Genomic DNA, 22,558 nt, shown 5'->3' on the forward strand with positions numbered 1-22,558 from the left:
GCCCTGACACGCAGAGGTGGTCTGATGCTCCCGCGCTCCCGGTGGCGCACTGGTGGGACGGCGGCCCGGACGGCCCTGCCCGTCCTCGTGGTCGCCGCGCTCGCGGTCGCCGCGGCGCAGCCCGCTGCGGCGGACCCCAGCGACCAGCCCGGCGGGACGTCGGCCGTGCTCGACAGCCGCGCCCTGGACCAGCTCCAGCAGCGGGCCGCAGAGGTGCAGACCGGCCTGCAGGAGCAGCAGACGGAGGTCGCGGCTGCCCGCGAGGAGCAGGCGCGCGCCGAGGAGGCGGTGGCCGCGGCCGAGGCTGTCGTGGCCGACGCCGAGGGCGAGCTCGCCGTCTACCAGCGGGAGGTGGCCGGCTACGCCGCGGCGGTCTACCGCGACGGCGGGGCGGTGACCCCGCTGACGCTGCTGCTCTCGGGCGGCGACCCGGGCGAGGTCGTCGCGGCCATGGGCTTCCTCGACGTCGTCGACGCGCACGCCGCCCAGGTCATCGGCGCCGCCGAGAGGCAGCGGCAGGCAGCGCTCGACGAGCAGAGACGCGCCGAGGCCGCCCTGGGCCAGGCGCGCGAGCGCGCGGACGCCGTCGCCGCGAAGGTGGCCGAGCTCGAGGCGCAGGCCGACGCGGTCACCGACGAGCTGGACGACGCGCTCAGCGTCGTCGACCGCCAGCTCGCGCAGCTGCAGCAGGAGCAGCTCGACGTCAACCAGCGGACGGCGGCCAACTGGCGGGCCTACGTCGAGCAGCTCGCGGCAGCCGGCATCACGGCTCCGCCCGCTGCGGCGCTGCTCGACCCCGCGGGCGGGCTCCCGCCGGGGCTCGTGCCGGTGGGTGCGAGCGGTGGGGGAGCCCAGCGCGGCGCCGCCCAGCTGCCCCGCCAGCCCGCCTCGCTGCTCGTCCTCCCGGCCGAGACGCTGGCCGCCGTCACCGCCGCGATGGACGCGCTCGGGCGGCCCTACGCCCCGGGAACGGCCGGTCCGGACTCCTGGGACTGCGGCGCCCTGGTGCAGTCGGTCTACGGCGGGGCCGGCGTGGCGCTGCCGGGCGACCAGGCGGAGCTGTTCGCGGTGACCACCCCGGTCGCCCCCGCCGACGTGCTCCCCGGGGACCTCGTGTTCCTGGGGACCCCCGAGGCGGGTCTGGGCCACGTGGGCATCGCCCTGGACACGAAGACCATGCTCGCCGCCGACGCGCGGGCCGGCGCGGTCGTGGTCCGCACGCTGCCCGCCGACCAGGTGCTCGGGATCGGCCGGCCGACGCTCGGCCAGCGCGCGCCGGTGACCGCTCCGGGGCCCACCGGCGGGGCGCTGACGATGGAGTGCGGCAACACCGTCTACCCGCCGAGCTACGACGGCGCGCGGTCGTGGGGCGGCTACCCGAACGGCCTGATCCCGCCGAGCGCCCTGTGCCCCATCGGCGTCGGGTCGCACTCGCTGCGCTGCGACGCGGCGGCGGCCTACAAGGCCATGTCGACGGCCTTCGCCGGCGCCTTCGGGACGCCGATCTGCATCACCGACTCCTACCGGACCTACGCCAGCCAGGTGAAGCTCTACGGGGAGAAACCGGCGCTGGCCGCCGTCCCGGGCACGAGCAACCACGGCTGGGGGCTCGCCGTCGACCTCTGCGGCGGGATCGAGCGGTTCGGCACGCCCCAGTACGACTGGCTGAAGGCCAACGCGGGCCGGTTCGGCTTCCTGCACCCCGACTGGGCCGAGCCCGGTCGCGGCCGAGAGGAGCCCTGGCACTGGGAGTACGCCGGCACCTGAGCGCCCGGCGGCGGACCGGAATTGTCGGTGGCCCCTCCTAGCGTGCGTCTCGACTCACGGAGGAGAAGAGCCATGCTGATCGACTGCGACACCTGCACCGCACGCCCGACGGGCTGCGCCGACTGCGTCGTCACCGTCCTGCTCGGTGCGCCGCCGGGCTGGCAGAGCACCGACCCGGTGGTCGTGCCGCTTCCCGGCCGCGCCCGCGGCGCGGTCGAGGCGACGGCGGACGACGTCGCCGCGGAGGACGTCGTCGTCCCGCGGCCGGGCGTCGTCGTCGAGTTCGACGACGTCGAGCGGCGGGCCGTCCGTGCCCTCGCCGACGTCGGCCTGGTGCCGCCGCTGCGACACCGCGAGGGGCACCGCGGCGGGTCCGCCGGAGGCGCCGGCAGCGGCCGCCGGACAGGCTGACGAGCACCCGGACGGAACGGTCCGCTCCACGTCACACGCCGTCCGGTGCGGATCGCTGACCTGCGACGACGCCCCTCTCGGCGACCTGCGTCACAGGGGTCCCAGAGGCCTCGGTTTGTCACGGGGACATCACGGTCGTAGGGTCGGCCGGTCCGACCGAGTGGTCGTCACCCGCTGAGGGGTGACCTCGGACGGGCACCGCCTAATCGCCAGAAGGCGCCTGAACGGGGTGCCGGACGGCGAGCCGGGGACCCACCGCAGTCCTGGGGTGAGTTCTCCTGCTGGGCCGGTTCGCCGGTGCGCAGGGGATAGGGCCAGTCTTCCCAGCCCGAACCCGTCAGCTAACTCGGTAGGCGGTAGCAGAGGAAGAAACGGAGAGCCGCCGCTCGTGGCGACCCCACACGCCGTACTGCCGCACGCCCTCGAACAGTCGCACCTCCCTCGTCCGTCCACGTCCGGACACGTCGGATGGCTGCGCTCGGGTCTCCTCCTCGGGGTGACCGCGGCCCTCACGTTCACCGTCCTGCCGGGGACCGCCGCCGCGGACCCGGCCACCGTCACCGATGCCGCCCAGGCGGCCCAGAAGGTCGCCGAGGCCCAGCACGAGCTCGAGGTGGTCACCGAGCAGCTCAACGAGGCCAAGGTCCAGCTCGACGCGCAGCAGGTCGCCGTCGCCGACGCCGAGGCGGCCGCCGCCGCCGCCCAGGCGCAGCTGGACTCCCTCGACGGGCAGGTGCGCCAACTGGCCCGCTCCGCCTACACCAGCGAGGGCTTCTCGCGGCTGGACGTGCTGCTGACCAGCGACTCGGCCGACGACCTGGTGCACCAGCTCGGCACGCTCGACGCCATCGCCGGTCACACCAACCAGCAGCTGGCCGAGATCGCGGAGGCCGCCTCGGCGGCCGAGCGCGCCCAGGCCGACGCCGCCGAGGCCCGCGCCGAGGCGCAGGAGGCCGTCGACGACATCGCCGCCCAGCAGGAGGAGCTGGAGGCGGACATCGCCGACTACGAGCGCCAGTACGCCGCCCTCAGCGCTCCGCAGCAGGCCGAGGTGGCCCGTGCGCACGGCGGGACAGAGGCGCAGGCAGTCCCGAGCGGCGTCGTCGCGCCCAGCGGCGCCGCGCAGGTCGCGGTGGACACGGCTCTCGCCCAGGTCGGCGACGCCTACGTCTACGGCGCCGGCGGCCCGGACTCGTTCGACTGCTCCGGGCTGACGCAGTACGCCTACTCCGCGGCGGGCGTGAGCCTGCCGCACTCGAGCCGGAGCCAGTCCACGATGGGCACCCCGGTCTCGGTGAGCGAGCTGCAGCCCGGCGACCTGCTCTTCTACTACAGCCCGACCAGCCACGTGGCCATGTACGTCGGCAACGGGAAGATGGTCCACGCGTCGACGTCGAGCAAGCCGGTCATGGTGGTCGACTTCAACTCGATGAGCGGCTTCACGCACGCCCGCCGCATCGCCGGCTGAACGACCGCACCGCGCCGGGGGCCGGTGACCCGCCCAGGGGTCACCGGCCCCCGTCGCTCTCCGGGCCCTCCTAGGATCGGCCGGGTGACCGCTCGCCGGGCCGCCCTGATCACGGCGGTCGTCCTCGGCGTCGCGCTCGTCGTGGTCATCGCCGTCGCCACCCCCTGGTCGCCGCTGCCCGAACCGCCGGGCGGACGCACCCCGCTCGACCCGACCGCAGGCCTGTCGGCCACCGAGCTCGGCCGCGCCGAGGCCTTCGCCGCGTCGCTGCGGCCCGCCTCGGTCGCGTCGCTGCTGCTGGGCCTGGTCGTGTCCGCGCTGCTCGGGCTCACCCGCCTCGGCTCGCGGCTGGTGCGCGCGGTGGCGGCGCCGCTGGGCGGGGGGTGGGTCTGGCAGGTCCTCCTCGGCGTCCTGGCGCTCGCGGTGATCGGCCGCCTGGTCACCCTGCCGCTGTCCGCGTACGGCGAGTCGGTGCGCCACCGGTACGGGCTCTCGACACGCAGCTGGGGCCTGTGGCTGCGCGATGTCAGCGTCTCGACCGCCATCGACGCCGGGCTGACCGCCCTCGGGCTGCTGGTCGTCGTCCTCCTCGCTCGGAAGCTGCCCCGCACCTGGTGGGCGTGGGCGGCGGCCGGCGCCGCCGCGCTCGTCGTCGTCGGCTCCTTCCTGTGGCCGGTGCTCATGGAGCCGGCGTTCAACGAGTTCGAGCCGCTGGCCGCCGGGCAGCTGCGCAGCGACCTCCTGGAGCTGGCGGAGGAGAACGGGACGCCGGTCGAGGACGTGCTCGTGTCGGACGCGTCGCGACGCACGACAGCCCTCAACGCCTACGTCTCCGGGTTCGGGTCGACCCGCCGCATCGTCCTCTACGACACGGTGCTCGACGGCCTGCCCGACGCGCAGGTGGAGTCGATCGTCGCGCACGAGCTCGGCCACGTGGCGACCGACGACGTCCTCACCGGGACGCTGATCGGCGCGCTGGGGGCGGGCGCCGGTGTCGCGCTCCTCGGCTGGCTGATCTCCTCGCCCGCACTGCTGCGCCGGGCCGGCGCCGACGCGCCGGGCGACCCGCGCGTGATCCCCCTGGTGCTGTTCCTCATGACCATCGGCACGCTGGTCGCGACCCCGGTGCAGAACACGGTGTCCCGGCACATCGAGGCGCGGGCCGACGTGCACGCCCTCGACCTGACCCGTGACCCCGGGGCCTTCGCCGACATGCAGCGCGACCTGGCCGGCTCCAACCTCAACGACCCGGACCCGCCGGCCGTCTGGCAGTGGTTCTACGGCTCCCACCCGACGGTGGCGCAGCGCCTGGCCATTGCCGAGGACTGGACGCGGCTGGAGCAACCGTGAGCCGGACGCTCGTCGTCACGAACGACTTCCCGCCGCGCCAGGGCGGCATCCAGACCTTCGTCGCGGCGCTCCTGGCCCGGCGGCCGCCGGAGTCCCTGGTCGTGCTCGCCTCGCGGTCACCGGGCTGGGAGGAGCACGACGCCACGCTGCCCTACGAGGTGGTCCGCTACCCGACGACCATGCTGCTGCCCACCCGGCCGGTCGCCCGGGCGGCGGCCGAGCTCGCCCGCAGTCACGGGTGCGACAGCGCCGTCTTCGGCGCGGCCGCCCCGCTGGGCCTCGTCGCGCCGGCCCTCCGCGCGGCCGGTGTCGGGCACGTCCTCGGCATCACCCACGGCCACGAGACCGGGTGGGTGGCGCTGCCGGGCAGCCGGCTGCTGATGCAGCGGATCGCGTCCCAGCTCGACGTCCTCACCTACATCAGCGACTACACCCGCGACCGCCTCGCCCCGGCCCTCGGCGGGCGCACCCGGATGGCCCAGCTGTCACCGGGCGTCGACGTCGAGAGGTTCACCCCGGACGCCGACGGCGCCGCGGTCCGCGAGCGGTACGGGCTCGGGGACGCGCCGGTCGTGGTGTGCGTGTCCCGCCTGGTCGCGCGCAAGGGCCAGGACGTCCTGGTGGCCGGCTGGCCACGGGTGCTGGCGCGGCACCCCGGGGCCCGCCTGCTCCTGGTCGGCAGTGGTCCGCTCGAGGCCTCCCTGCGGCGGGCGGTGGCCGCGCGCGGGCTCACGGGCTCCGTCGTCTTCACCGGGCCGGTCGAGCCGGCCGCGCTGCCTGCGCACTACGCCGCGGGCGACGTCTTCGCCATGCCGTGCCGCACCCGCCGGGCGGGCCTGGACGTCGAGGGCCTGGGCATGGTGTTCCTCGAGGCGGCGGCCTGCGCGCGGCCGGTCGTCGCCGGTACCTCCGGCGGTGCGCCCGAAGCGGTCCGGGAGGGCGTCACCGGCCACGTCGTCGACCCGCGTTCCCCGGCCGCGGTCGCCGACACCGTGGCCGAGCTGCTCGCCGACCCGGAGCGGGCGCGGGCCATGGGGCGGGCCGGCCGCGCCTGGGTCGAGGAACGGTGGTCCTGGACCCGGATCGCCGCGACGTTCGCCGACCTCCTCGACCCCGCACAGCACTGAGCCCCGCCCCGTGACGTGCGGGACGGGGCTCAGCAGGAGTGCCGGCGGGCGGTGTCAGCGGGCGTAGAGCTTCTCGACCTCGTCGCCGAACTCCTTCATGACGACGGCGCGCTTGAGCTTCAGGCTCGGGGTGAGCATCCCGTTGTCCTCGGTGAAGTCCGTCGCCAGGATCGTGAACTTCTTGATCGCCTCGGCCTGCGACACCGCCTTGTTGGCGTCCTTCACCGCGGCGTCGATCTCGGCCTCGAGCTCCGGGTCCTCGCGCAGCTGGTCGACCGACTGGTCGGCCGGCTTGCCCTTGGACTCCAGCCACTGCGGCAGGGCCTCCTCGTCGAGGGTGATCAGCGCGCCGATGAACGGGCGCTGGTCGCCGACGACGATGCACTGGCTGACCAGGCGGTGCGCGCGCAGCCGGTCCTCGAGGACGGCAGGGGCGACGTTCTTGCCACCCGCCGTCACCAGGATCTCCTTCTTGCGGCCGGTGATCGTGAGGAAGCCGTCGTCGTCGAGCTCGCCGAGGTCGCCGGTGTGGAAGAAGCCCTCGGAGTCGATGGCCTCCTTCGTGGCGTCCTCGTTCTTCCAGTAGCCGCGCATGACGATGCCGCCGCGGATGAGCACCTCGCCGTCGTCGGCGATGCGGAACTCGACGCCCGGCAGCGGGCGCCCGACGGTGCCGATGCGCAGCGCCTCGTCGTGGTTGACCGACGCGGCGGCCGTCGTCTCGGTCAGGCCGTAGCCCTCGAAGACGGTGACGCCGATGCCGCGGAAGAAGTGGCCCAGCCGCTCGCCGAGCGGAGCGCCGCCGGAGATCGCGCCGAGGCAGCGGCCACCCAGGGCGGCCCGCAGCTTGCCGTAGACCAGCTTGTCGAACAGCGTGTGCTGGGCGCGCAGCGCCAGCCCGGGGCCGCCGGTGTCCTGGGCGCGGGACCAGTCGATGGCCACCTGGGCGGCCTTGTCGAAGATCTTCCCCTTGCCGTCGCCCTCGGCCTTGGCCTTGGCGCTGTTGAAGACCTTCTCGAACACGCGCGGCACGGCGAGCACGAACGTCGGCTGGAAGTCGCCCAGGTCCTCGAGCAGGTTCTTCACGTCCGGCGTGTGGCCGATGACGGTGCGGTTCTTGACGGCGCCGACCTGCAGGACCCGCGCGAGCACGTGCGCGAGCGGGATGAACAGCAGCAGCGAGCCCTGAACGCTCATGAAGCGGTCGAGCAGCGTGATGCCGTTGCCGATCTCGAACAGGAAGTTCGAGTGGGTGAGCTCGCAGCCCTTGGGCCGCCCCGTGGTGCCGCTGGTGTAGATCAGCGTGGCCGTGCTGTCGGCCGTGAGGGACGCCCGCCGCGCGTCGAGCTCGCTGTCGGGCACGTCCGCACCCGACGCGATCAGCTGCTCCATCGCACCGTCGTCGATCACGTGCACCGAGCGGAGGTCGGGCGCCTGGTCGCGGACCGACTCGACGGCGGCGGCGTGCTCGTCGCGCTCGACGACCACGGCGGTCGCACCGGAGTCGGACAGGATCCAGGCGACCTGGTCGGCGCTGGAAGTCTCGTAGATCGGGACGACGACGCCGCCGGCGGTCCAGATGGCGAAGTCGAAGACCGTCCACTCGTAGCGCGTCTTGGCCTGCAGCGCGACGCGGTCACCGGCGGCCACGCCGGCGGCGACGAGCCCCTTGGCCACGCCACGGACCTCGTCGCCGAACTGCTTCCACGTGACGTCCCGCCACTGGCCGTCCACCCGCCGGCGGAGGCCCACCTCGTCGCCGTGCTCGGCGACGTTGGTGGTGAGCATGTCGGGGATGGCCTCGTCCGGACCCACCTCGGTGGTCGCGGGAACGCTGAACTCGCGCACGCCTGGTCCTCTCCTCCCCACCGCCCGCGGGCACCGTCGCCCACGGCCCCGGCCAGGGACGTCGTGGAGAATCTAGCCGTTCTGGCTACCCGTGAGTAGCAGAGTCCCGGGCCGTCCGCTCGCCGGGCGGCGGGAAACGGTTAGCCTGCGTCCCATGGCCGACCAGTCCACCCAGTCGATCGTCGTCGACGCCCCTGCGGCCGACGTCATGGCGGTCATCGCCGATTTCGGCGCCTATCCGCAGTGGGTCGCCTCCGCCAAGAAGGTGGAGGTCCTCGAGACCGGACCCGACGGCCGCGCCCGCCAGGTGCACTTCGTCCTCGACGCCGGCGCCGTCAAGGACGACTACGTCCTCGACTACACGTGGGACGGCGACCGGAAGGTGTCCTGGAACCTGGTCAAGGGCCAGATGCAGAAGCGCCAGGAGGGGTCGTACACGCTCACCGAGCAGGACGGCGCCACCGAGGTCACCTACGCGATCACCATCGACCTCTCGATCCCGATGCTCGGGATGATCAAGCGCAAGGCCGAGAAGGTCATCCTCGACACGGCTCTCAAGGAGCTCAAGAAGCGCGTCGAGGGCTGACCCGCGTGCGCACGCTCCTCCTCACCGGCCCGGGCGGGGCCGGGACCTCGACCCTCGCCGCCGCGGCGGCGGTCCGTGCCGCGCGGGCGGGACGCCGGACGGTGCTGCTCTCCCGCCGAGCGCCTGCGGCCTCGGGGCTCGGGGCCGAACCGGGCCTCACCGTCCGGACCGCCGACCCGCAGGCCGCCGTGGAGGGCCTGTGGGCCGGCGCCGCCGAGGGCATCGGCGCGGTGCTGCCGCACGCGAGCCTGCCGCCCGCCTCGTCCGTCGTCCCCCTCCCCGGCGCCGGGGACATCGCCCTGTTCGCGGAGCTGGCGCAGGCCGAGGCCGACCTGGTCGTCGTCGACGCCGGCCCGGTGGACTCCGCGTCGGCGCTGGTCGGCCTCCCCGCCGTCCTGCGGTGGTGGCTGGACCAGCTGATGCCTCCCGGCGTCCGCGCCCTCGGCGCCGTCCGCACCGCCGCCGTCGCCTCCGGGGCGGTCCGGCGCGGGCCGGTCGACGCCGCGCTGTCCGCCGTCCCGGTGGTGGAGCGGCTGCTGGCCGCCGACCGCCTCGCCGACCCGACCGGCACGGCCGTGCACCTGGTGGCGCCCCCGCGCCCGTCGTCCGCGGTCGCGCTGCGCGCGGCGGCGACGGTGCTCGGCCTGCACGGTCTCCGCGCGGGAGCCGTGCTCACCCGGGTGCTCCCGCTGCCGGGCGAGGACGAGTGGAGCACGCGCCGCGCCGCCGAGCAGGACGCGGCCCTCGCCGCTCTGGCGGAGGTGGCGCCGGTGCACCGCGTGCCGGAGGCGGCCACCGCCCCGGCCGACGCGGACGAGCTGGCCGGCCTCCTGGTCGACGAGCTGCCCGGGACGACCGGCTTCCCCGCTCCCGGGCCCGAGCGGCAGGAGGCCGGGAGCTGGCAGCTGGCACTGCCGCTGCCGTTCGCCGAGCACGGCACCGTCACGCTCACCCGCTGGGTCGACGACCTCGTGCTCACCGTCGGCGGCGTCCGCCGCTCGGTCCGGCTCGATGCGCTGCTGCGCCGCTGCGAGGTCACCGGTGGCCGGCTCGCCGACCCCGGTACCGCCGACGCGCGCCTCGAGGTGGGCTTCCGCCCCGACCCCACGCTCTGGCCCGCCGACCTCCTCGGCGCAGAGGGAAGGACCTCATGACCCCCGGAACCGACTGGATCGACCAGGCGCAGCGCCTCGTCGAGGCCGTCCGCGGCAGCCTCGCCTCCGCCGTCCCCCCTGCCGACGGGGAGGCCGGGCATTCCGCCGACTGCCGCTGGTGCCCGGTCTGCCAGGTCGCCGCGGTCGTCCGCGGCGAGCGGCCCGAGGTGACGGCCGCTCTGGCCGACCTGCTCACGACCGCGGCCGCGGCGCTGCGGACGGTGGCCGAGGCGGGTCAGCCGGCCCCGCCGGCCACTGCGCCCGCGCAGGACGGCGAGCCGCCCGCGCCCGTCCAGCAGATCGACATCGCGTGACGGAGCCGACGACCGCCGGGCGGGCAGCGCTCGGCATCGACATCGGCGGCACCAAGGTCGCCGGTGGGGTCGTCGCCGAGGACGGCACGATCCTGGCCACCGCGCGGCGGGCGACGCCGGGCGCCTCGGTGAGCGACACCGAGGACGCCATCGCGGCGGTGGTCGAGGAGCTCGCCGCCGGCCACGACGGCGAGCTGGTCGGCGTGGGGGTCGGCGCGGCGGGGTGGTTCGACCGCACCGGGGACACCGTGCTGTTCAGCCCGCACCTGGCCTGGCGGAACTCGACGCTGCGCAAGGACCTCGCGTCCCGGCTCCAGCGCCCGCTGTGGGTGGGCAACGACGCGGACGCCGCCGCCTGGGCGGAGTACCGCTACGGCGCCGCGCGGGGCGCGGACCTCGCGCTCATGATCACGCTCGGTACCGGCATCGGCGGCGGGATCGTCCTGGACGGCCGGCTGCGCCGCGGCTCGCACGGGGTGGCGGGGGAGTGGGGGCACATGCGCGTCGTCCCCGACGGCCGGCTGTGCGCCTGCGGCAACCGCGGCTGCTGGGAGCAGTACGCCAGCGGCACCGCGCTCGGGCAGACCGCCCGCGAGGTCGCCCGCACGTCCCCGGCCGCGGCCGCCCGGCTGCTGGAGCGGGTCGACTGCGAGCCCGACCGGCTCACCGGCGAGGACGTCGCCCGCGCCGCCGCGGACGGCGACCCGCTCGCGCTGGAACTGGTCACTGACGTCGGCGTCTGGCTCGGTCAGGGCATCGCCGACCTGGCTGCCAGCCTCGACCCGGAGGTGGTGGTCATCGGGGGCGGGGTCAGCAAGCTCGGCGAGATGGTGCTCGGCCCGGCCCGGAACCGGCTCGAGCGGGCGCTGCCCGGACGCGGTTTCCGGCCCGGTCCCCGTGTCGTCGTCGCCGAGCTCGGCCCGCAGGCCGGCATCGTGGGTGCCGCCGACCTGGTCCGCCAGGCCGTCGCCGACGGCGAGGCCTAGGCCGACGGTCGAGGTGAGCGACCGCGTCCTGCCCATCCACGACCCGGAGCTCCTGGCGCGGGGCGAGCGGGTCCTGGGCCCCGCGTTCCGGGCGATGAGCGAGCGCGTCCTGGAGGTCACGCGGCTGACGTCGCGGCTCAACGTCCTGCCGTTCGAGGACGAGGCTGGTCGGGCCGCGCTGCTGGAGCAGATCCTGGGGCGGCCACTGCCGGCCCGGGTGACGATCTACCCGCCCTTCTACACCGACCACGGCCTGCGGCTGGACCTCGCCGAGCGGGTCTTCGTGAACCAGGGCTGCACGTTCCTGGACTACGCCGGCATCCGGCTGGGCGAGGGCGTGATGGTGGGCCCGAAGGCCACGTTCATCACCATGGGACACCCGGTGGACCCGGGGGAGCGGCGACAGTGGCTCACCGGTGCACCCATCGACGTGGCGGAGAACGTCTGGATCGGCGCCGGCGCGACCATCCTCCCCGGCGTCAGCATCGGCCGGGACGCTGTCGTCGCGGCCGGGACGGTCGTGGCCGACGACGTCCCCGCGGCGTCCCTGGTGTCCGGGCCGAAGGGCACCGTCCGCCGGGAGTGGTGAGCCCTACTCGGGGGCGAGCTCGCGCGCCAGCTGCTCGAGGAACAGGCCGATGTCGGTGATGATCCCCATCGCCTGCGCGCTGCCGCGGTCGGCGAGCTTGGTGACGGTCGCGGGGTTGATGTCGACGCTCACCAGCGGGATCGACGCGGCGAGGATGTTCCCCGTCGCGATGGAGTGCAGCATCGTCGCGACCATGATCGCGAAGCCGACGTCGGGCAGCTGGGCGCGCATCGCCCGCTGCCCCTCGATCACGTCGGTGTAGACGTCGGGCAGGGGGCCGTCGTCGCGCACCGAGCCGACCAGCACGAACGGTTTGCCCGCCTCGACCATCGCGTGCATCACCCCGCCGGTGAGGACGCCGGAGTCGACCGCCGCCCGGATCGAGCCGGCCGCGCGGATCGTGTTGATGGCCCGGATGTGGTGCTCGTGGCCGTGCGGCACGCCCGAGCCCTTGGCCAGGTCGACGCCGAGCGAGGTGCCGAACAGCGCCGACTCGATGTCGTGCGTGGCCAGCGCGTTGCCGGCGAACAGGACGTCGACGAAGCCGGCCCGCACCAGCCGCACCATGGCGGGGGAGGCGCCGGTGTGCACCACCGCCGGGCCGCCGACCCACAGGATCCGCTTGCCCTCGGCCTTGACCTCCCGCATGCGCTCGGCGATCTGGCGGACCAGGAGCGCCTGCGGCTTCTCGCTCGAGACCGCCGACGACATGAAGCCGAAGTCGTCCTCCTCGCCGCGTGGCGCCTGCTGGGGGAGCTCGACCCGGACGCCGTGCGCACCGCAGACCACCGCGTCGCCGGCCCGCACGTCGCTCACCGGCACGGTGCGGACGACCTGCCGCCCGTCCTCCTCGGTGACGACGAGGCCGCAGTCCATCTCCGGCTGCCGCACCCGGATCCACTCCCGGTCGAGGCGCACGAGCGTCTCCAGGTTGGTGGTCGAGTAGAAGTCGTCGGGGAAGACGCCGTCGGCCGGAGCGGGCCGGGTGGTCGCCGTCCCGGGGTCCACGGCGTTGGCGCCGTGGATCTGGACGCGCATGAGGATCCGCTCCAGGTGCTCGGTCTCCTCGGCGCTGATCTCGATGAGCGCGCGCGACTCGTCCTCGTGCTGCCGGCCGAGGTCGAGGCTCTCGATCCGGTAGTCCCCGCCGTACTCGAGGACGTCGTCGAGGATCCGGGCGAGGATGCCGGTGTCCACGAGGTGGCCGGTGACGGTGACGATGGCGGAGTGCGCGGCGGGGCTCACCCGCCGGACGTTAGCGGGTCAGACGACGGCGCCGTCGTCACCGTCGTCGTCGGACCTGTCCCGCATGCGCGACACCAGCATGGCGACCCCGCCGGCGATGCCCGCGACGCCGATGACCAGGCCCACGTCCGCGGACAGGTCGAGGATCCCGGGCGCCCCGATGAGCAGCACGCCGGCGGCGATGAGCAGCACCGCGTACAGCGACGCCGGGGCCGGTGCCGGGATGGGCGGAGCCGGCGGTGGCTCGTAGTGCTCGTCGGGCTGGTCGAGGACGGGCAGCTCGTGCGGGGGCGGCGGGGGAGCGTCGACGGGTTCCTCGTCCACGACCGCCCGGCCGTGCTCCTCCTCGAACGCCGCCACGATCCGGCGCCACTCGGCGTCCTCGTCCAGCTCGCGCCGGGCCGTCGCCGGCTCGGGTTCCGGCCGCGGCCGCACCTCGGCCGCCGGGGCGTGCTCGTCCACGACGGTGCGTGCCTCCGCCCGGCGGGCACGGTCGACGAACAGCCGGTCCGACGGCGGGCTCGGCAGGCTGACCGACCGCGTGTAGGGCTCGACGTCCGCGGACGGCTCGAGGTAGGCCGCGATGCCGACGGCGTGGAGCAGGTCGAGCAGGTGCTCGCCGACCCGCGGGTCGACGTCGCGCAGCGGGCTCCAGAGCGCCGCGTCCAGCCCGTTGTCGCGGCGGCCGCGCCCCCGGCGGGTGGTCACCGCGACTCCGCGGCCGGGCTCCCTGTGCCCGGGTTCTCGCCGGCGCCGACCCGGTCGCGGATCCAGTCGACCGAGCCGGCGAAGATCCGCGGGGCGTCGTTGTCGAGCGTGGCCACGTGGTAGCTGTCCTCGAGCAGCACCTCGGTGGTGTCCGAGCTGCCCACACCGGCGAGCAGGACCGTGCTGTTGACCGGCTCGACGACGTGGTCCTCCACGCTGTGGAAGACGATCACCGGCGCGGTGACCCGGCCGAGGTCGGCCCGCGTGGCGGCCCACAGCCCGCGCAGCTGCATCATCGCCCGGGTCGGCAGCTTGGGGTAGGCGAGCTCGGTGACGCCGGGCTTCTTGATGTCGCTGGCGATCGGCGCCCAGCTGCCGGTCAGCCTCGCGATGAGCGGCAGCAGCTTGGCGTCGAGCCGCTGGGTGAGCAGCGCCGGGTTCACCAGCACGAGACCGGCCACGTCGTCCGGACGCACCTCGGCCAGCCGGGTGGCCAGCGTGCCGCCCATCGACAGGCCCGCCACGAAGACCCGGTCGCACTCGGCCGCCAGCTGGTCGAACGCGTCCTCGACGGTCGCCGTCCACTGGTCGTGGGTGCTGAGGTTGCAGTCCTGCCAGCGCGTCCCGTGGCCGGGCAGCAGCGGGCAGCGGACGGCGAACCCCTCGGCCGCCAGGTGCTCGCCCCACGGCCGCATGCTCATCGGCGTGCCGGTGAAGCCGTGCACGAGCAGCACGCCGGTGCGGCCGTCGGGACCGTCCCCGCCGGGGAAGGAGAACGGCTCGGCACCGGGCATGACGTCCTGCGGCGCGGTCGGTCCAGACAACGGGGGTCCTCCTCGGCGTCCGGTGGCGGTGCCGACCGGGGCGTGATCACGGAACAAGGTCACACCGCCGACCGATTGTGATTCCGCCGACGGGCTCCTTAGTCTGGCAGCTCAACAGGGAGGCGTGTTGTTCTACTGGTTCCTCAAGTTCGTCGCGATCGGCCCCGCGGTGCACGCCGTGTTCCGTCCCCGGGCCGAGGGGACCGAGAACGTGCCGGCGGCGGGAGCCGCGATCCTGGCGAGCAACCACCTGTCCGCCGCTGACTGGATCTTCATGCCCCTCCAGCTCAAGCGCCGCGTCACCTTCCTGGCCAAGGCCGAGTACTTCACGGGCACGGGCGTGAAGGGCGCGGCGCAGCGGGCCTTCTTCTCCGGCGCCGGCCAGGTGCCCATCGACCGCTCCAGCGCCTCGGCGGCCGAGAACGCCATCCAGACCGGCATCCGCACCCTGCGCGAGGGCAAGGTCCTCGGCATCTACCCCGAGGGCACGCGCTCCCCGGACGGTCGGCTCTTCCGGGGCAAGACCGGCGTGGCCCGCATGGCGCTGGAGACCGGTGCCCCGGTCATCCCGGTCGCGATGGTCTACAGCAAGAAGAAGCTCCCGTTCGGGAAGTCGATCACCCGCGTGAACGTGCGCATCGGCGCCCCGCTCGACTTCTCCCGCTACGAGGGCATGTCGGGCGACCGCTTCGTCGAGCGGTCGATCACCGACGAGATCATGTACGAGATCATGATGCTGTCGGGCCAGGAGTACGTCGACGTCTACGGCGCGACGGTCAAGAAGTCGATGGACGCCACCGGCGCCAGCGCTCCCGACGTCGTCGCCCGGCTGCAGCCGCCGCCGGACGAGGCGGCCGACCGCGCCCCGACGTCCCTCGCCGGCTGAACGACCCGAGCCTCCGGTGCGGGAAGCCGAGGGGTCAGCGGTCGGTCAGGCGTGCGAGGACGTCGCGCAGCAGCTCCAGCAGCTCGTCCCGGGTCATCGTGGGCTCCTGCACCCACTGGCCGACGAGGTCCTCGGTGAAGGCGAACCAGGCGAGCACCAGCTGACGGCGCCGGGCGTCGTCCGGGAGCTCGAGCGCGCTCAGCGCCAGCTCCACCAGCCGGGCCCGCATCTCCTCGTAGACCTCCGACACCCACGGGTCACCACCGCCGGCGCCGCGGACGAACGCGAGGTGGCTCTCCGGGAACGTCTCCACCCATCCGACGTAGCGGTCGAGCATCCCGGTGACCTGCTGGTCGGGCGGCGTGCCCGGGGCGGGCAGCAGGTGCTCCCAGAGCAGGTCGGCGGCCGCCCGGGTCACGGCGGTGTAGTAGTCCCGCTTGGTGGCGAAGTAGTGGAACAGCAGGCTGCGGCTGATGCCGGCCCGCCGCGCCACCTCGTCGATCGTGAGCTCCTGGACGGGCGTCGTGGGGAGCAGTTCCAGACCGATCTGCACCAGCTGCGCGCGGCGGTCGCCGGCCGTGCGCCGCAGCCGCGGGTGGTCGGGGCGCGATGCCGCCGTCATCGGCGGGGGGTGCCCCTCACGCGGCGGCCCGCTCGGCCGTCGCGGCGGCCAGCAGCCGCCCGATCGCCTCGGCCGTGAGCGGCGCGCGCTCCTGCAGGAGCATGTGACCGGTCCGGGGGACGATCTGCAGGTGCGCCTCCGGCAGCGCCTCGGCGAGCTGGTGGCTGTGCCGCTCGGGCGTGAGCTTGTCGCTGTCGCCGACCAGGATCTCCACGGGCACGCCCGCCAGAGCGTCGAGCTCCTGGCGCTTGTCGTGCTCGCCCAGCGCCGGGTAGAAGGCGGCGAAGGCGCGCACCGTCGAGGCGTGCATGATCTCGGCCCCCGCCAGCACCATCTCGTCGGTCGCGTCCGCGCCGTACAGCAGCTCGCGCACCAGCTTCTGGTGGCGCGGGTGCGTGGGGGGCAGCAGCTGTCGCACGCGCTCGAGCGCCCGTGCGCCGCCGATCGCGGCGGCGACCATGCCCGGTGCGAGCTTGAGCTGCAGGCGCTCGAGCAGGTTCTCGCCCGCGGGCGCGAGGTCGCCGGCCGACGTCGACACCAGGGCGACGCCCAGCACCCGCTCACCGAACAGCTCCGGTCGGGTGGCGGCCAGGCACATGATCGTCATGCCGCCCATCGAGTGCCCGCCGAGCACGACGGGGCCGGAGGGCGCCAGCTCGTCCAGCAGCGTGCCGAGGTCCTCGCCGAGCTGGTCGATGGTCAGCTCGGCGACGTCGTCGGCGTACCGGCCCCAGGTGGAGCGGCCGTGCCCGCGCTGGTCGTAGCGGATCAGCCGGAGCTCGCCGGCGGCCACGCGCGGCGTGAGCAGCTCGGCGACGTCGTCCCACGAGGCCTGCGCGAGGGTCCAGCCGTGGGCGAGGACGAGGGTGACCGGGGCGTCGTCGGAGCCGTCGACGACGGCGTGGATGAGGGCGTCGTCCGGCGTGCGGACGGCGGCCACCCGGCGGAGGAGGGTCGGGGTGCTCACGCGGCCACCTCCGGGCGCTGCGTGCCGGCGGGGACACCGACGTAGTTGTCGCGATCGAGGGTCCGGGTCAGTCTCCGGAACCGGAAGGTGAAGTCCGGCCAGAGCGTCGTGTTGTGCCCGTGCTCGTCCAGGTACCAGCTGGCGCAGCCCCCGGCCAGCCACACGGTGCCCTTCGACTTCTCGGCGATCAGCGAGCGCCAGGCCTCCTGGGCCTGCGGGGTGGTCTCGAGGACCGCCAGCCCCTCGGCGTCCATGGTGCGCAGCGCGTCGTCGACGTAGGCCACCTGCGACTCGATCATGTAGACCATCGACGTGTGGCCGACGCCGACGTTGGGCCCGACCAGCAGGAACATGTTGGGGAAGCCGGCGACGGCGGCGCTCTTGTTGCTCACCATGCCGTTCGCCCAGACCTCGGCGAGGGAGCGCCCGTCGCGGCCGCAGATCTTCTCCGCGATCGGCAGGTCGGTGACGTGGAAGCCGGTCGCCAGCACGATGGTGTCGGTCGGCCGCTCGACGCCGTCCACCGTGACGATCGAGTGCGGCCGGATCTCCTGGATGCCGGCGGTGACGAGCTCGGCGTTGGGCGCGGCGACCGCGGGGAAGTAGTCGTTGCTGATCAGGATCCGCTTGCAGCCGATCGTGTAGTCGGGCGTCAGCGCCTTCCGGAGCTTCGGGTCGCGCACCTGGCGGTGCAGGTGCGCGCGGGCCAGCTTGCCGACCGGCTTGAGGAAGCGGCGGTTCTTCGCCATGCCGATGACGAGGAACTCGCGGAAGAGGTAGAGGCACGCGCGGATCGCGTTCTGGAAGCCCGGCACGAACCGGTAGAGCTTCTGCATCCACGGCTTCACCGGGTGGTCGGTGCGGGGCACCACCCACGCGGGCGTGCGCTGGTAGACGGCGATGCTGCCGACGACCGGCTGGATCGCCGGCACCACCTGGATGGCCGAGGCCCCGGTGCCGATCACGGCGACCCGCTCGCCGGTGAGGTCGTGGCCGGCGTCCCAGCGGGCGGAGTGCATGACGGTGCCGGCGAACGAGTCCAGGCCCGGGATGTCGGGGTAGGTCGGGTCGGCCAGCGCGCCGGCGGCGGAGACGAGGACGCGGGCCCGGAAGTCGCCGGCGGTGGTCGAGACGTGCCAGCGCTGTGCGGCGTCGTCCCACCGCGCCGAGGTGACGTCGGAACCGAAGACGCAGTGCCGCCGGACGTCGAACCGGTCGGCGGTGCGCTGCAGGTAGGCCTGGATCTCCGGCTGCTCGGAGTAGGAGCGCCCCCAGCCGGGGTTCTGCGCGAAGGAGAAGGAATAGAGGTTCGACTGCACGTCGCACGCCGCGCCGGGATAGGTGTTGTCCCGCCACGTGCCGCCGACGTCGCCGGCCCGCTCCAGGACGACGAAGTCGGTCTCCCCGCGGCGCCTGAGGGCGATGGCCATGCCGAGCCCGGCGAACCCGGACCCGATGATCGCGACGCGCACGTCGCGCAGGGCGGTCGGGACGGTGGCGGACTGGTTCTCGAGCGTGCTGGTCACCTGGACGGGCTCCTGTCCTCCGGCTTGCTGAGCAACGCTCAACAAGCTACAACGGCCCCTGAGCAGGCTCAATTGGAGCTGTACCTCTCCGACACAGCAATTCCAGACCCGAGGAGCACCCATGGCGTCACTCCGCAGGCAGCGCCCCCGCACGCCCCTGGCCGGGCAGACGGTCCTGATCACCGGCGCGGCCCGGGGCATCGGCGCCGAGCTGGCCCGCCGTGCCGCCGCGCGCGGCGCCCGGGTCGCCCTGGTCGGACTGGAGCCCGAGCAGCTCGCCGCGGTCGCGGCCGAGCTCGGACCCGAGCACCTGTGGGTCGAGGCCGACGTCACCGACGCCGAGGCGCTGAGGTCCGCCGTCCAGCGGACCGTCGACACGTTCGGCGGGCTGGACGTCGTGGTCGCCAACGCCGGCATCGCGCCGCTGACCACCGTGATGACCAGCTCCGCGCACGCGCTGGCCCGGACGATCGAGGTGAACCTCATCGGGGCGATGCTCACCACGCACGCCGCGCTGCCGGAGATCGCGAAGCGGAAGGGCCACGTGCTGCTGATCAGCTCGGCGGCGGCCTTCACCGTGCTGCCCGGGATGAGCGCCTACTGCGCGGCCAAGGCGGGTGTGGAGCGGTTCGGCGACGCGCTGCGCCTGGAGGTCGCCTACCGCGGGGTGACGGTCGCCAGCGCCCACCCGACCTGGATCGACACCGACATGGTGCGCGACACCGAGGAGGCGCTGCCGACCTTCAAGGCGACGCGCAAGCAGCTCCCCGGCCCCCTGGGCGCCTACACCTCGGTGGAGGCGTGCGCGGACGCGCTCGTGGAGAACCTGGAGACCCGTGGCCGCCGGGTGTTCGTGCCGGGCTCGGTCGGCGTCGTGTCGGCGCTGCGCCAGCTGGTGACCGGCGTCGTCGCCGAGAAGGTGGCGATGAAGGTGTCGGCCAAGCGGGTGCCGCAGCTCGAGCGCGACATCGCCGCGCTGAACGGCAGGGAGTTCGGCCGGAACTCGGTCGGCGACCGCTCGCAGGGCGCCGCCTGAACGGGGACTTCCGGTACAGGAAGTCCCCTCAGCTGGTCCAGCCGCCGGCGCGGGGGAGGGCGGCACGCCAGCGGGCGTGCCGCCCGTCGTCGCGGCGGCCCTCGTCGGGCTCGAAGCGGCGGTCCAGCGCCCAGGTCTGCGCCAGCTCGTCGGTGCTGCTCCAGAGCCCGGTGCCCAGGCCTGCCAGGAACGCGGCTCCGAGCGCCGTCGTCTCGGTGACCTTCGGCCGGCGCACCGGGACACCCAGCTGGTCGGCCTGCAGCTGGAGCAGCAGGTCGTTGGCGCTCGCCCCGCCGTCGGCCGACAGCTCCGGCACCTCCAGCCCGGCCTCGTCCACCATCACGTCGACGACGTCGCGCACCTCGAACGCGATCGCCTCCAGCGTGGCCCGCGCGAGGTGGGCCCGGGTGGTGCCGCGGGTGATGCCGAGGATCGCGCCGCGGGCGTGCGGGTCCCAGTGCGGGGCGCCCATCCCGGTCAGCGCGGGCACGAAGACGACGTCGCCGGAGTCGGGCACCGTCCGCGCCAGGCCCTCGATCTCGTTCGCGGAGTCGATCAGCCCGAGGCCGTCGCGCAGCCACTGGACGGCGGCCCCGGTCACGAAGATGGCGCCCTCGAGCGCGTAGACCAGGCCCTCGCCGAGGTCCCACGCCACCGTCGTCAGCAGCCCGGCGTCGGACCGGACCGGGGTCGAGCCGGTGTTGGTGAGGACGAACGAGCCGGTCCCGTAGGTGCACTTGGAGTCGCCGGGGGAGTAGCAGGCCTGCCCGAAGAGCGCGGCCTGCTGGTCGCCGGCGATGCCGGCGACGGGCAGCGACAGCCCGAGGAAGGCGTCGGGGTCGGTCGTGCCGACGACGCCCGAGCTCGGGACCAGCTCGGGCAGCGCGGCGCGGGGGACGTCGAACAGGTCGCACAGCTCGTCGGACCAGGTGCCCTTCTCCAGGTCGAAGAGCAGCGTGCGGCTGGCGTTCGTCGGGTCGGTGACGTGCGCGGCCCCGCCGGTCAGCCGGGCGATGACGTAGGAGTCGACGGTGCCCAGGGCCAGGGCGCCGTCGCGGACGCCGGACCACACCCGGGGCTCGTGCTCGGCCAGCCAGGCGAACTTCGTGCCGGTGAAGTAGGGGTCCAGCCGGAGGCCGGTGAGCTGGGAGACGCGCTCCTCGTCGTCCCGCAGCCGGTCGCAGATGCCGGTCGTGCGGCGGTCCTGCCAGACGATGGCGGGGCGGGGGGAGTGCAGGGTGCGCCGGTCCCAGACGACGGCGGTCTCGCGCTGGTCGGTGATGCCGATGCAGGTGGGCTCGGCGTCGGTGCCGGCCAGCGCCTCGCGGCAGGCCGCGACGGTCGCCGTCCAGATGTCGTCGGGCTCGTGCTCCACCCAGCCGGGCCGGGGGAACAGTTGCGCGAACTCGCGGTAACCGCGGGACAGGACGTCGCCCTGCTCGCCCACGACCAGCGCGGTCACCCCGGTCGTCCCTGCATCGATCGCCAGCACCGGCATGGGGCGAACCTATCGACTCCGGGCGGCACCCGGCCCGCCGGTGACCCATGATCGGCCGGTGACCACCGGGATCGAGCTCGTCCGACCGTCCTCGCTGGCCGGGACGGCCCCCTACGCGTACGCCGCGGTGACCGACCCGGGGCGGATGGTGTTCACCGCCGGCGCCTGCCCGCTCGACGCCGACGGCGCGACGGTGGCCGTCGGCGACGTCAGGGGGCAGGCGCGCCAGGTCATGGCGAACCTCGTCGCCGCGCTGGAGGGCGCCGGTGCCGGGCTGGACGACGTCCTCAAGACCACCGTCTACGTGGCGACGACCGACCGCGGCGATCTGGTCGCCGCCTGGGACGTCGTCCGCGCCGCTTTCGGCGAGCACGACGCGCCGAGCACGCTGGTCGGGGTGACGGTGCTCGGCTGGCCCGACCAGCTGGTCGAGGTGGAGGCCGTGGCCGTGCGCGACAGCTGGCAGGAGCCGGCCCCGCCGCACGACGGTCCTACGGTGGACAGGTGACCCGGCGCTTCTTCTACGACACCGAGTTCATCGAGGACGGCACCACGATCGACCTCGTGTCCATCGGCGTGGTCGACGAGACCGGCCGCGAGTTCTACGCGGTGAGCACCGAGTTCGACGAGCGCAGGGCGATCCCGTGGGTCCGGCGCAACGTGCTCGACCAGCTCCCGCCCCCGGCGGACAAGGCCTGGCGCAGCCGCGAGCGGATCCGCGACGACCTCCTGGCCTTCCTCACCGGGCCGGGGGAGGAGATCGAGCTCTGGGCCTGGTTCGCCGCCTACGACCACGTGGCCCTGGCCCAGCTGTGGGGGGCGATGCCGGCGCTGCCCCGTCCCATCCCGCGCTTCACCCGCGAGCTGCGCCAGCGCTGGGACGACCTCGGTCAGCCGCCGCTGCCGCCCAAGCCGAGCGGGACGCACGACGCCCTCGTCGATGCCCGCTACAACCTCGAGCGCTGGAAGGCGATGGCGGCCGTCCGCGCCTGAACGCCTTGGCGGCCGGACCGTCGTCCGACAGGCTGCCCGCCGTGCCCGACCTGACCGCGCCCGAGGCGCGCACCCTGCTGGCCCGGGCGTTCGCCGCCGACCCGCTGATGGTGTGGTTCTTCCCGGACGACGAGGTGCGGCCGCACGCGTGCGCGGCGATGTTCGGCCTGTTCGCCGAGCACTACCTGGAAGCAGGACGGGTCGACTGCGTCCACCGCGGCCGGCCCGTGGCCGTCGCCATGTGGCAGTGGCCCGGGCAGGCCGAGCGGGACGGCGACCGGCTGCCGACGCTCGGAGGGCTCATGAGCGCGCTCATGGGCGCGGAACGGGCGGCGGCGATCGGTGGCGCGATGGCGGTGCTGGGCGAGGAACGGCCGTCCCGGCCGCACGCCTACCTCCACCTGCTCGGCGTCGATCCCGACCGCCGGGGCGAGGGTCTGGGCGGGGAGCTGCTCGACCGGGGAGTCGCCGCCGCCCGCGCGGCCGGTCTGGTCGCGTGCCTGGACACGATGAACCCGGAGAACGTGCCGTTCTACGAGGCGCACGGGCTGTCGGTGCGCCACGAGCTCGTGCTCCCGGACGGCGGGCCGACGGTCTGGTCGATGACGACGGGCTGACCCGGACGCGGCTGTGCGCCGGTCCACCTCGTCGAC

Annotated in this window: 23 protein-coding genes and 1 riboswitch; of the genes, 15 read left to right on the forward strand and 8 right to left on the reverse strand. The window is 74.4% G+C overall.

Annotated elements, in window-relative coordinates; translation table 11 throughout:
* Nucleotides 1–24: 24 nt before the first annotated feature.
* The 5 genes from DCS98_RS16470 to DCS98_RS16490 all read left to right on the forward strand — a co-directional run bounded on the left by DCS98_RS16470 (nt 25) and on the right by DCS98_RS16490 (nt 6,123).
* On the forward strand, nt 25–1,767 hold the full coding sequence (locus DCS98_RS16470; protein WP_164704612.1) for a D-alanyl-D-alanine carboxypeptidase family protein: 1,743 nt from the start codon (nt 25–27) through the stop codon (nt 1,765–1,767).
* Nucleotides 1,768–1,839: 72 nt separating this feature from the next.
* Nucleotides 1,840–2,178, forward strand: a complete 339-nt coding sequence (locus DCS98_RS16475) for a hypothetical protein (RefSeq protein WP_116452462.1) — start codon at nt 1,840–1,842, stop codon at nt 2,176–2,178.
* A 207-nt stretch (nt 2,179–2,385) separates the two neighbouring features.
* A riboswitch (cyclic di-AMP (ydaO/yuaA leader) is annotated at nt 2,386–2,549 on the forward strand.
* A 125-nt stretch (nt 2,550–2,674) separates the two neighbouring features.
* Nucleotides 2,675–3,646, forward strand: a complete 972-nt coding sequence (locus DCS98_RS16480) for a C40 family peptidase (RefSeq protein WP_241038138.1) — start codon at nt 2,675–2,677, stop codon at nt 3,644–3,646.
* Nucleotides 3,647–3,730: 84 nt separating this feature from the next.
* Entirely contained in the window at nt 3,731–4,996 is a 1,266-nt protein-coding gene (locus tag DCS98_RS16485; RefSeq protein WP_116452464.1) for a M48 family metallopeptidase, read from the forward strand.
* The gene (locus DCS98_RS16490) at nt 4,993–6,123 is read left to right on the forward strand and encodes a glycosyltransferase family 4 protein (protein WP_116452465.1); all 1,131 of its coding nucleotides are present in this window, start codon (nt 4,993–4,995) and stop codon (nt 6,121–6,123) included. Before DCS98_RS16485 ends, DCS98_RS16490 begins: the two co-directional genes overlap by 4 nt.
* 54 nt (nt 6,124–6,177) lie before the next feature.
* Here DCS98_RS16490 and DCS98_RS16495 read toward each other — a convergent pair whose 3' ends face one another.
* On the reverse strand, nt 6,178–7,971 hold the full coding sequence (locus tag DCS98_RS16495) for an AMP-dependent synthetase/ligase (RefSeq protein WP_116452466.1): 1,794 nt from the start codon (nt 7,969–7,971) through the stop codon (nt 6,178–6,180).
* Between the two features lie 154 nt (nt 7,972–8,125).
* On the opposite strand from DCS98_RS16495, the gene DCS98_RS16500 reads away from it, so the two are divergent.
* The 5 genes from DCS98_RS16500 to DCS98_RS16520 are packed head-to-tail and all read left to right on the forward strand — an operon-like array spanning nt 8,126 to nt 11,600.
* Nucleotides 8,126–8,557, forward strand: a complete 432-nt coding sequence (locus DCS98_RS16500; protein ID WP_116452467.1) for an SRPBCC family protein — start codon at nt 8,126–8,128, stop codon at nt 8,555–8,557.
* A gap of 5 nt (nt 8,558–8,562) precedes the next feature.
* Nucleotides 8,563–9,711: an ArsA family ATPase gene (locus DCS98_RS16505; RefSeq protein WP_116452468.1), complete on the forward strand. Its 1,149-nt coding sequence runs from the start codon at nt 8,563–8,565 to the stop codon at nt 9,709–9,711.
* On the forward strand, nt 9,708–10,025 hold the full coding sequence (locus DCS98_RS16510) for a hypothetical protein (RefSeq protein WP_116452469.1): 318 nt from the start codon (nt 9,708–9,710) through the stop codon (nt 10,023–10,025). The genes DCS98_RS16505 and DCS98_RS16510 overlap by 4 nt, the downstream gene beginning before the upstream one ends.
* A complete protein-coding gene (locus tag DCS98_RS16515) occupies nt 10,022–11,011 on the forward strand; it encodes an ROK family glucokinase (protein ID WP_116452470.1) in 990 nt (329 codons plus the stop codon). The genes DCS98_RS16510 and DCS98_RS16515 overlap by 4 nt, the downstream gene beginning before the upstream one ends.
* Before the next feature lie 13 nt (nt 11,012–11,024).
* Entirely contained in the window at nt 11,025–11,600 is a 576-nt protein-coding gene (locus DCS98_RS16520) for a DapH/DapD/GlmU-related protein (RefSeq protein WP_241038140.1), read from the forward strand.
* A 3-nt stretch (nt 11,601–11,603) separates the two neighbouring features.
* Here the strand turns inward: DCS98_RS16520 and DCS98_RS16525 are convergent, their stop codons facing one another.
* From DCS98_RS16525 to DCS98_RS16535, 3 genes are read right to left on the reverse strand one after another with little or no spacing between them, the layout of a single operon-like run.
* A complete protein-coding gene (locus DCS98_RS16525; RefSeq protein ID WP_116452471.1) occupies nt 11,604–12,845 on the reverse strand; it encodes an ornithine cyclodeaminase, nickel-pincer nucleotide-dependent in 1,242 nt (413 codons plus the stop codon).
* A gap of 18 nt (nt 12,846–12,863) precedes the next feature.
* Nucleotides 12,864–13,553, reverse strand: coding sequence for a hypothetical protein (locus DCS98_RS16530; protein WP_116452472.1), 690 nt, complete (start codon nt 13,551–13,553; stop codon nt 12,864–12,866).
* Complete coding sequence (locus DCS98_RS16535; RefSeq protein WP_116452473.1) at nt 13,550–14,377, reverse strand: alpha/beta hydrolase; 828 nt, start codon at nt 14,375–14,377, stop codon at nt 13,550–13,552. Before DCS98_RS16535 ends, DCS98_RS16530 begins: the two co-directional genes overlap by 4 nt.
* Nucleotides 14,378–14,501: 124 nt before the next feature.
* Between DCS98_RS16535 and DCS98_RS16540 the strand changes: the two genes are divergently transcribed.
* Entirely contained in the window at nt 14,502–15,263 is a 762-nt protein-coding gene (locus DCS98_RS16540) for a lysophospholipid acyltransferase family protein (RefSeq protein ID WP_241038142.1), read from the forward strand.
* A 34-nt stretch (nt 15,264–15,297) separates the two neighbouring features.
* Here DCS98_RS16540 and DCS98_RS16545 read toward each other — a convergent pair whose 3' ends face one another.
* The 3 genes from DCS98_RS16545 to DCS98_RS16555 are packed head-to-tail and all read right to left on the reverse strand — an operon-like array spanning nt 15,298 to nt 18,378.
* Nucleotides 15,298–15,885, reverse strand: a complete 588-nt coding sequence (locus DCS98_RS16545; RefSeq protein ID WP_116452474.1) for a TetR/AcrR family transcriptional regulator — start codon at nt 15,883–15,885, stop codon at nt 15,298–15,300.
* A 16-nt stretch (nt 15,886–15,901) separates the two neighbouring features.
* The gene (locus DCS98_RS16550) at nt 15,902–16,852 is read right to left on the reverse strand and encodes an alpha/beta fold hydrolase (RefSeq protein ID WP_164704613.1); all 951 of its coding nucleotides are present in this window, start codon (nt 16,850–16,852) and stop codon (nt 15,902–15,904) included.
* On the reverse strand, nt 16,849–18,378 hold the full coding sequence (locus DCS98_RS16555; RefSeq protein ID WP_116452476.1) for a flavin-containing monooxygenase: 1,530 nt from the start codon (nt 18,376–18,378) through the stop codon (nt 16,849–16,851). The genes DCS98_RS16550 and DCS98_RS16555 overlap by 4 nt, the downstream gene beginning before the upstream one ends.
* A gap of 121 nt (nt 18,379–18,499) precedes the next feature.
* Here DCS98_RS16555 and DCS98_RS16560 point away from each other — a divergent pair, with 121 nt between their 5' ends.
* Complete coding sequence (locus DCS98_RS16560) at nt 18,500–19,414, forward strand: SDR family oxidoreductase (protein ID WP_116452477.1); 915 nt, start codon at nt 18,500–18,502, stop codon at nt 19,412–19,414.
* Nucleotides 19,415–19,442: 28 nt separating this feature from the next.
* On the opposite strand, the gene glpK is transcribed toward DCS98_RS16560, so the two are convergent.
* Nucleotides 19,443–20,912 (reverse strand): glycerol kinase GlpK, encoded by a 1,470-nt coding sequence (glpK, locus tag DCS98_RS16565; RefSeq protein ID WP_116452478.1) that lies wholly within the window; start codon nt 20,910–20,912, stop codon nt 19,443–19,445.
* 58 nt (nt 20,913–20,970) lie between these two features.
* Here glpK and DCS98_RS16570 point away from each other — a divergent pair, with 58 nt between their 5' ends.
* From DCS98_RS16570 to DCS98_RS16580, 3 genes are read left to right on the forward strand one after another with little or no spacing between them, the layout of a single operon-like run.
* Nucleotides 20,971–21,420: a RidA family protein gene (locus tag DCS98_RS16570; protein ID WP_206340307.1), complete on the forward strand. Its 450-nt coding sequence runs from the start codon at nt 20,971–20,973 to the stop codon at nt 21,418–21,420.
* Nucleotides 21,417–21,905 carry a polyadenylate-specific 3'-exoribonuclease AS gene (locus DCS98_RS16575; RefSeq protein ID WP_116452480.1) on the forward strand — a complete coding sequence of 163 codons (489 nt, stop codon included), beginning with the start codon at nt 21,417–21,419 and terminating at the stop codon, nt 21,903–21,905. Before DCS98_RS16570 ends, DCS98_RS16575 begins: the two co-directional genes overlap by 4 nt.
* A 41-nt stretch (nt 21,906–21,946) precedes the next feature.
* The gene (locus DCS98_RS16580) at nt 21,947–22,522 is read left to right on the forward strand and encodes a GNAT family N-acetyltransferase (RefSeq protein WP_116452481.1); all 576 of its coding nucleotides are present in this window, start codon (nt 21,947–21,949) and stop codon (nt 22,520–22,522) included.
* Nucleotides 22,523–22,558 lie beyond the last annotated feature (36 nt).

The organism is Blastococcus litoris (assembly GCF_003075095.1).
GTDB lineage: Bacteria > Actinomycetota > Actinomycetes > Mycobacteriales > Geodermatophilaceae > Blastococcus_B > Blastococcus_B litoris.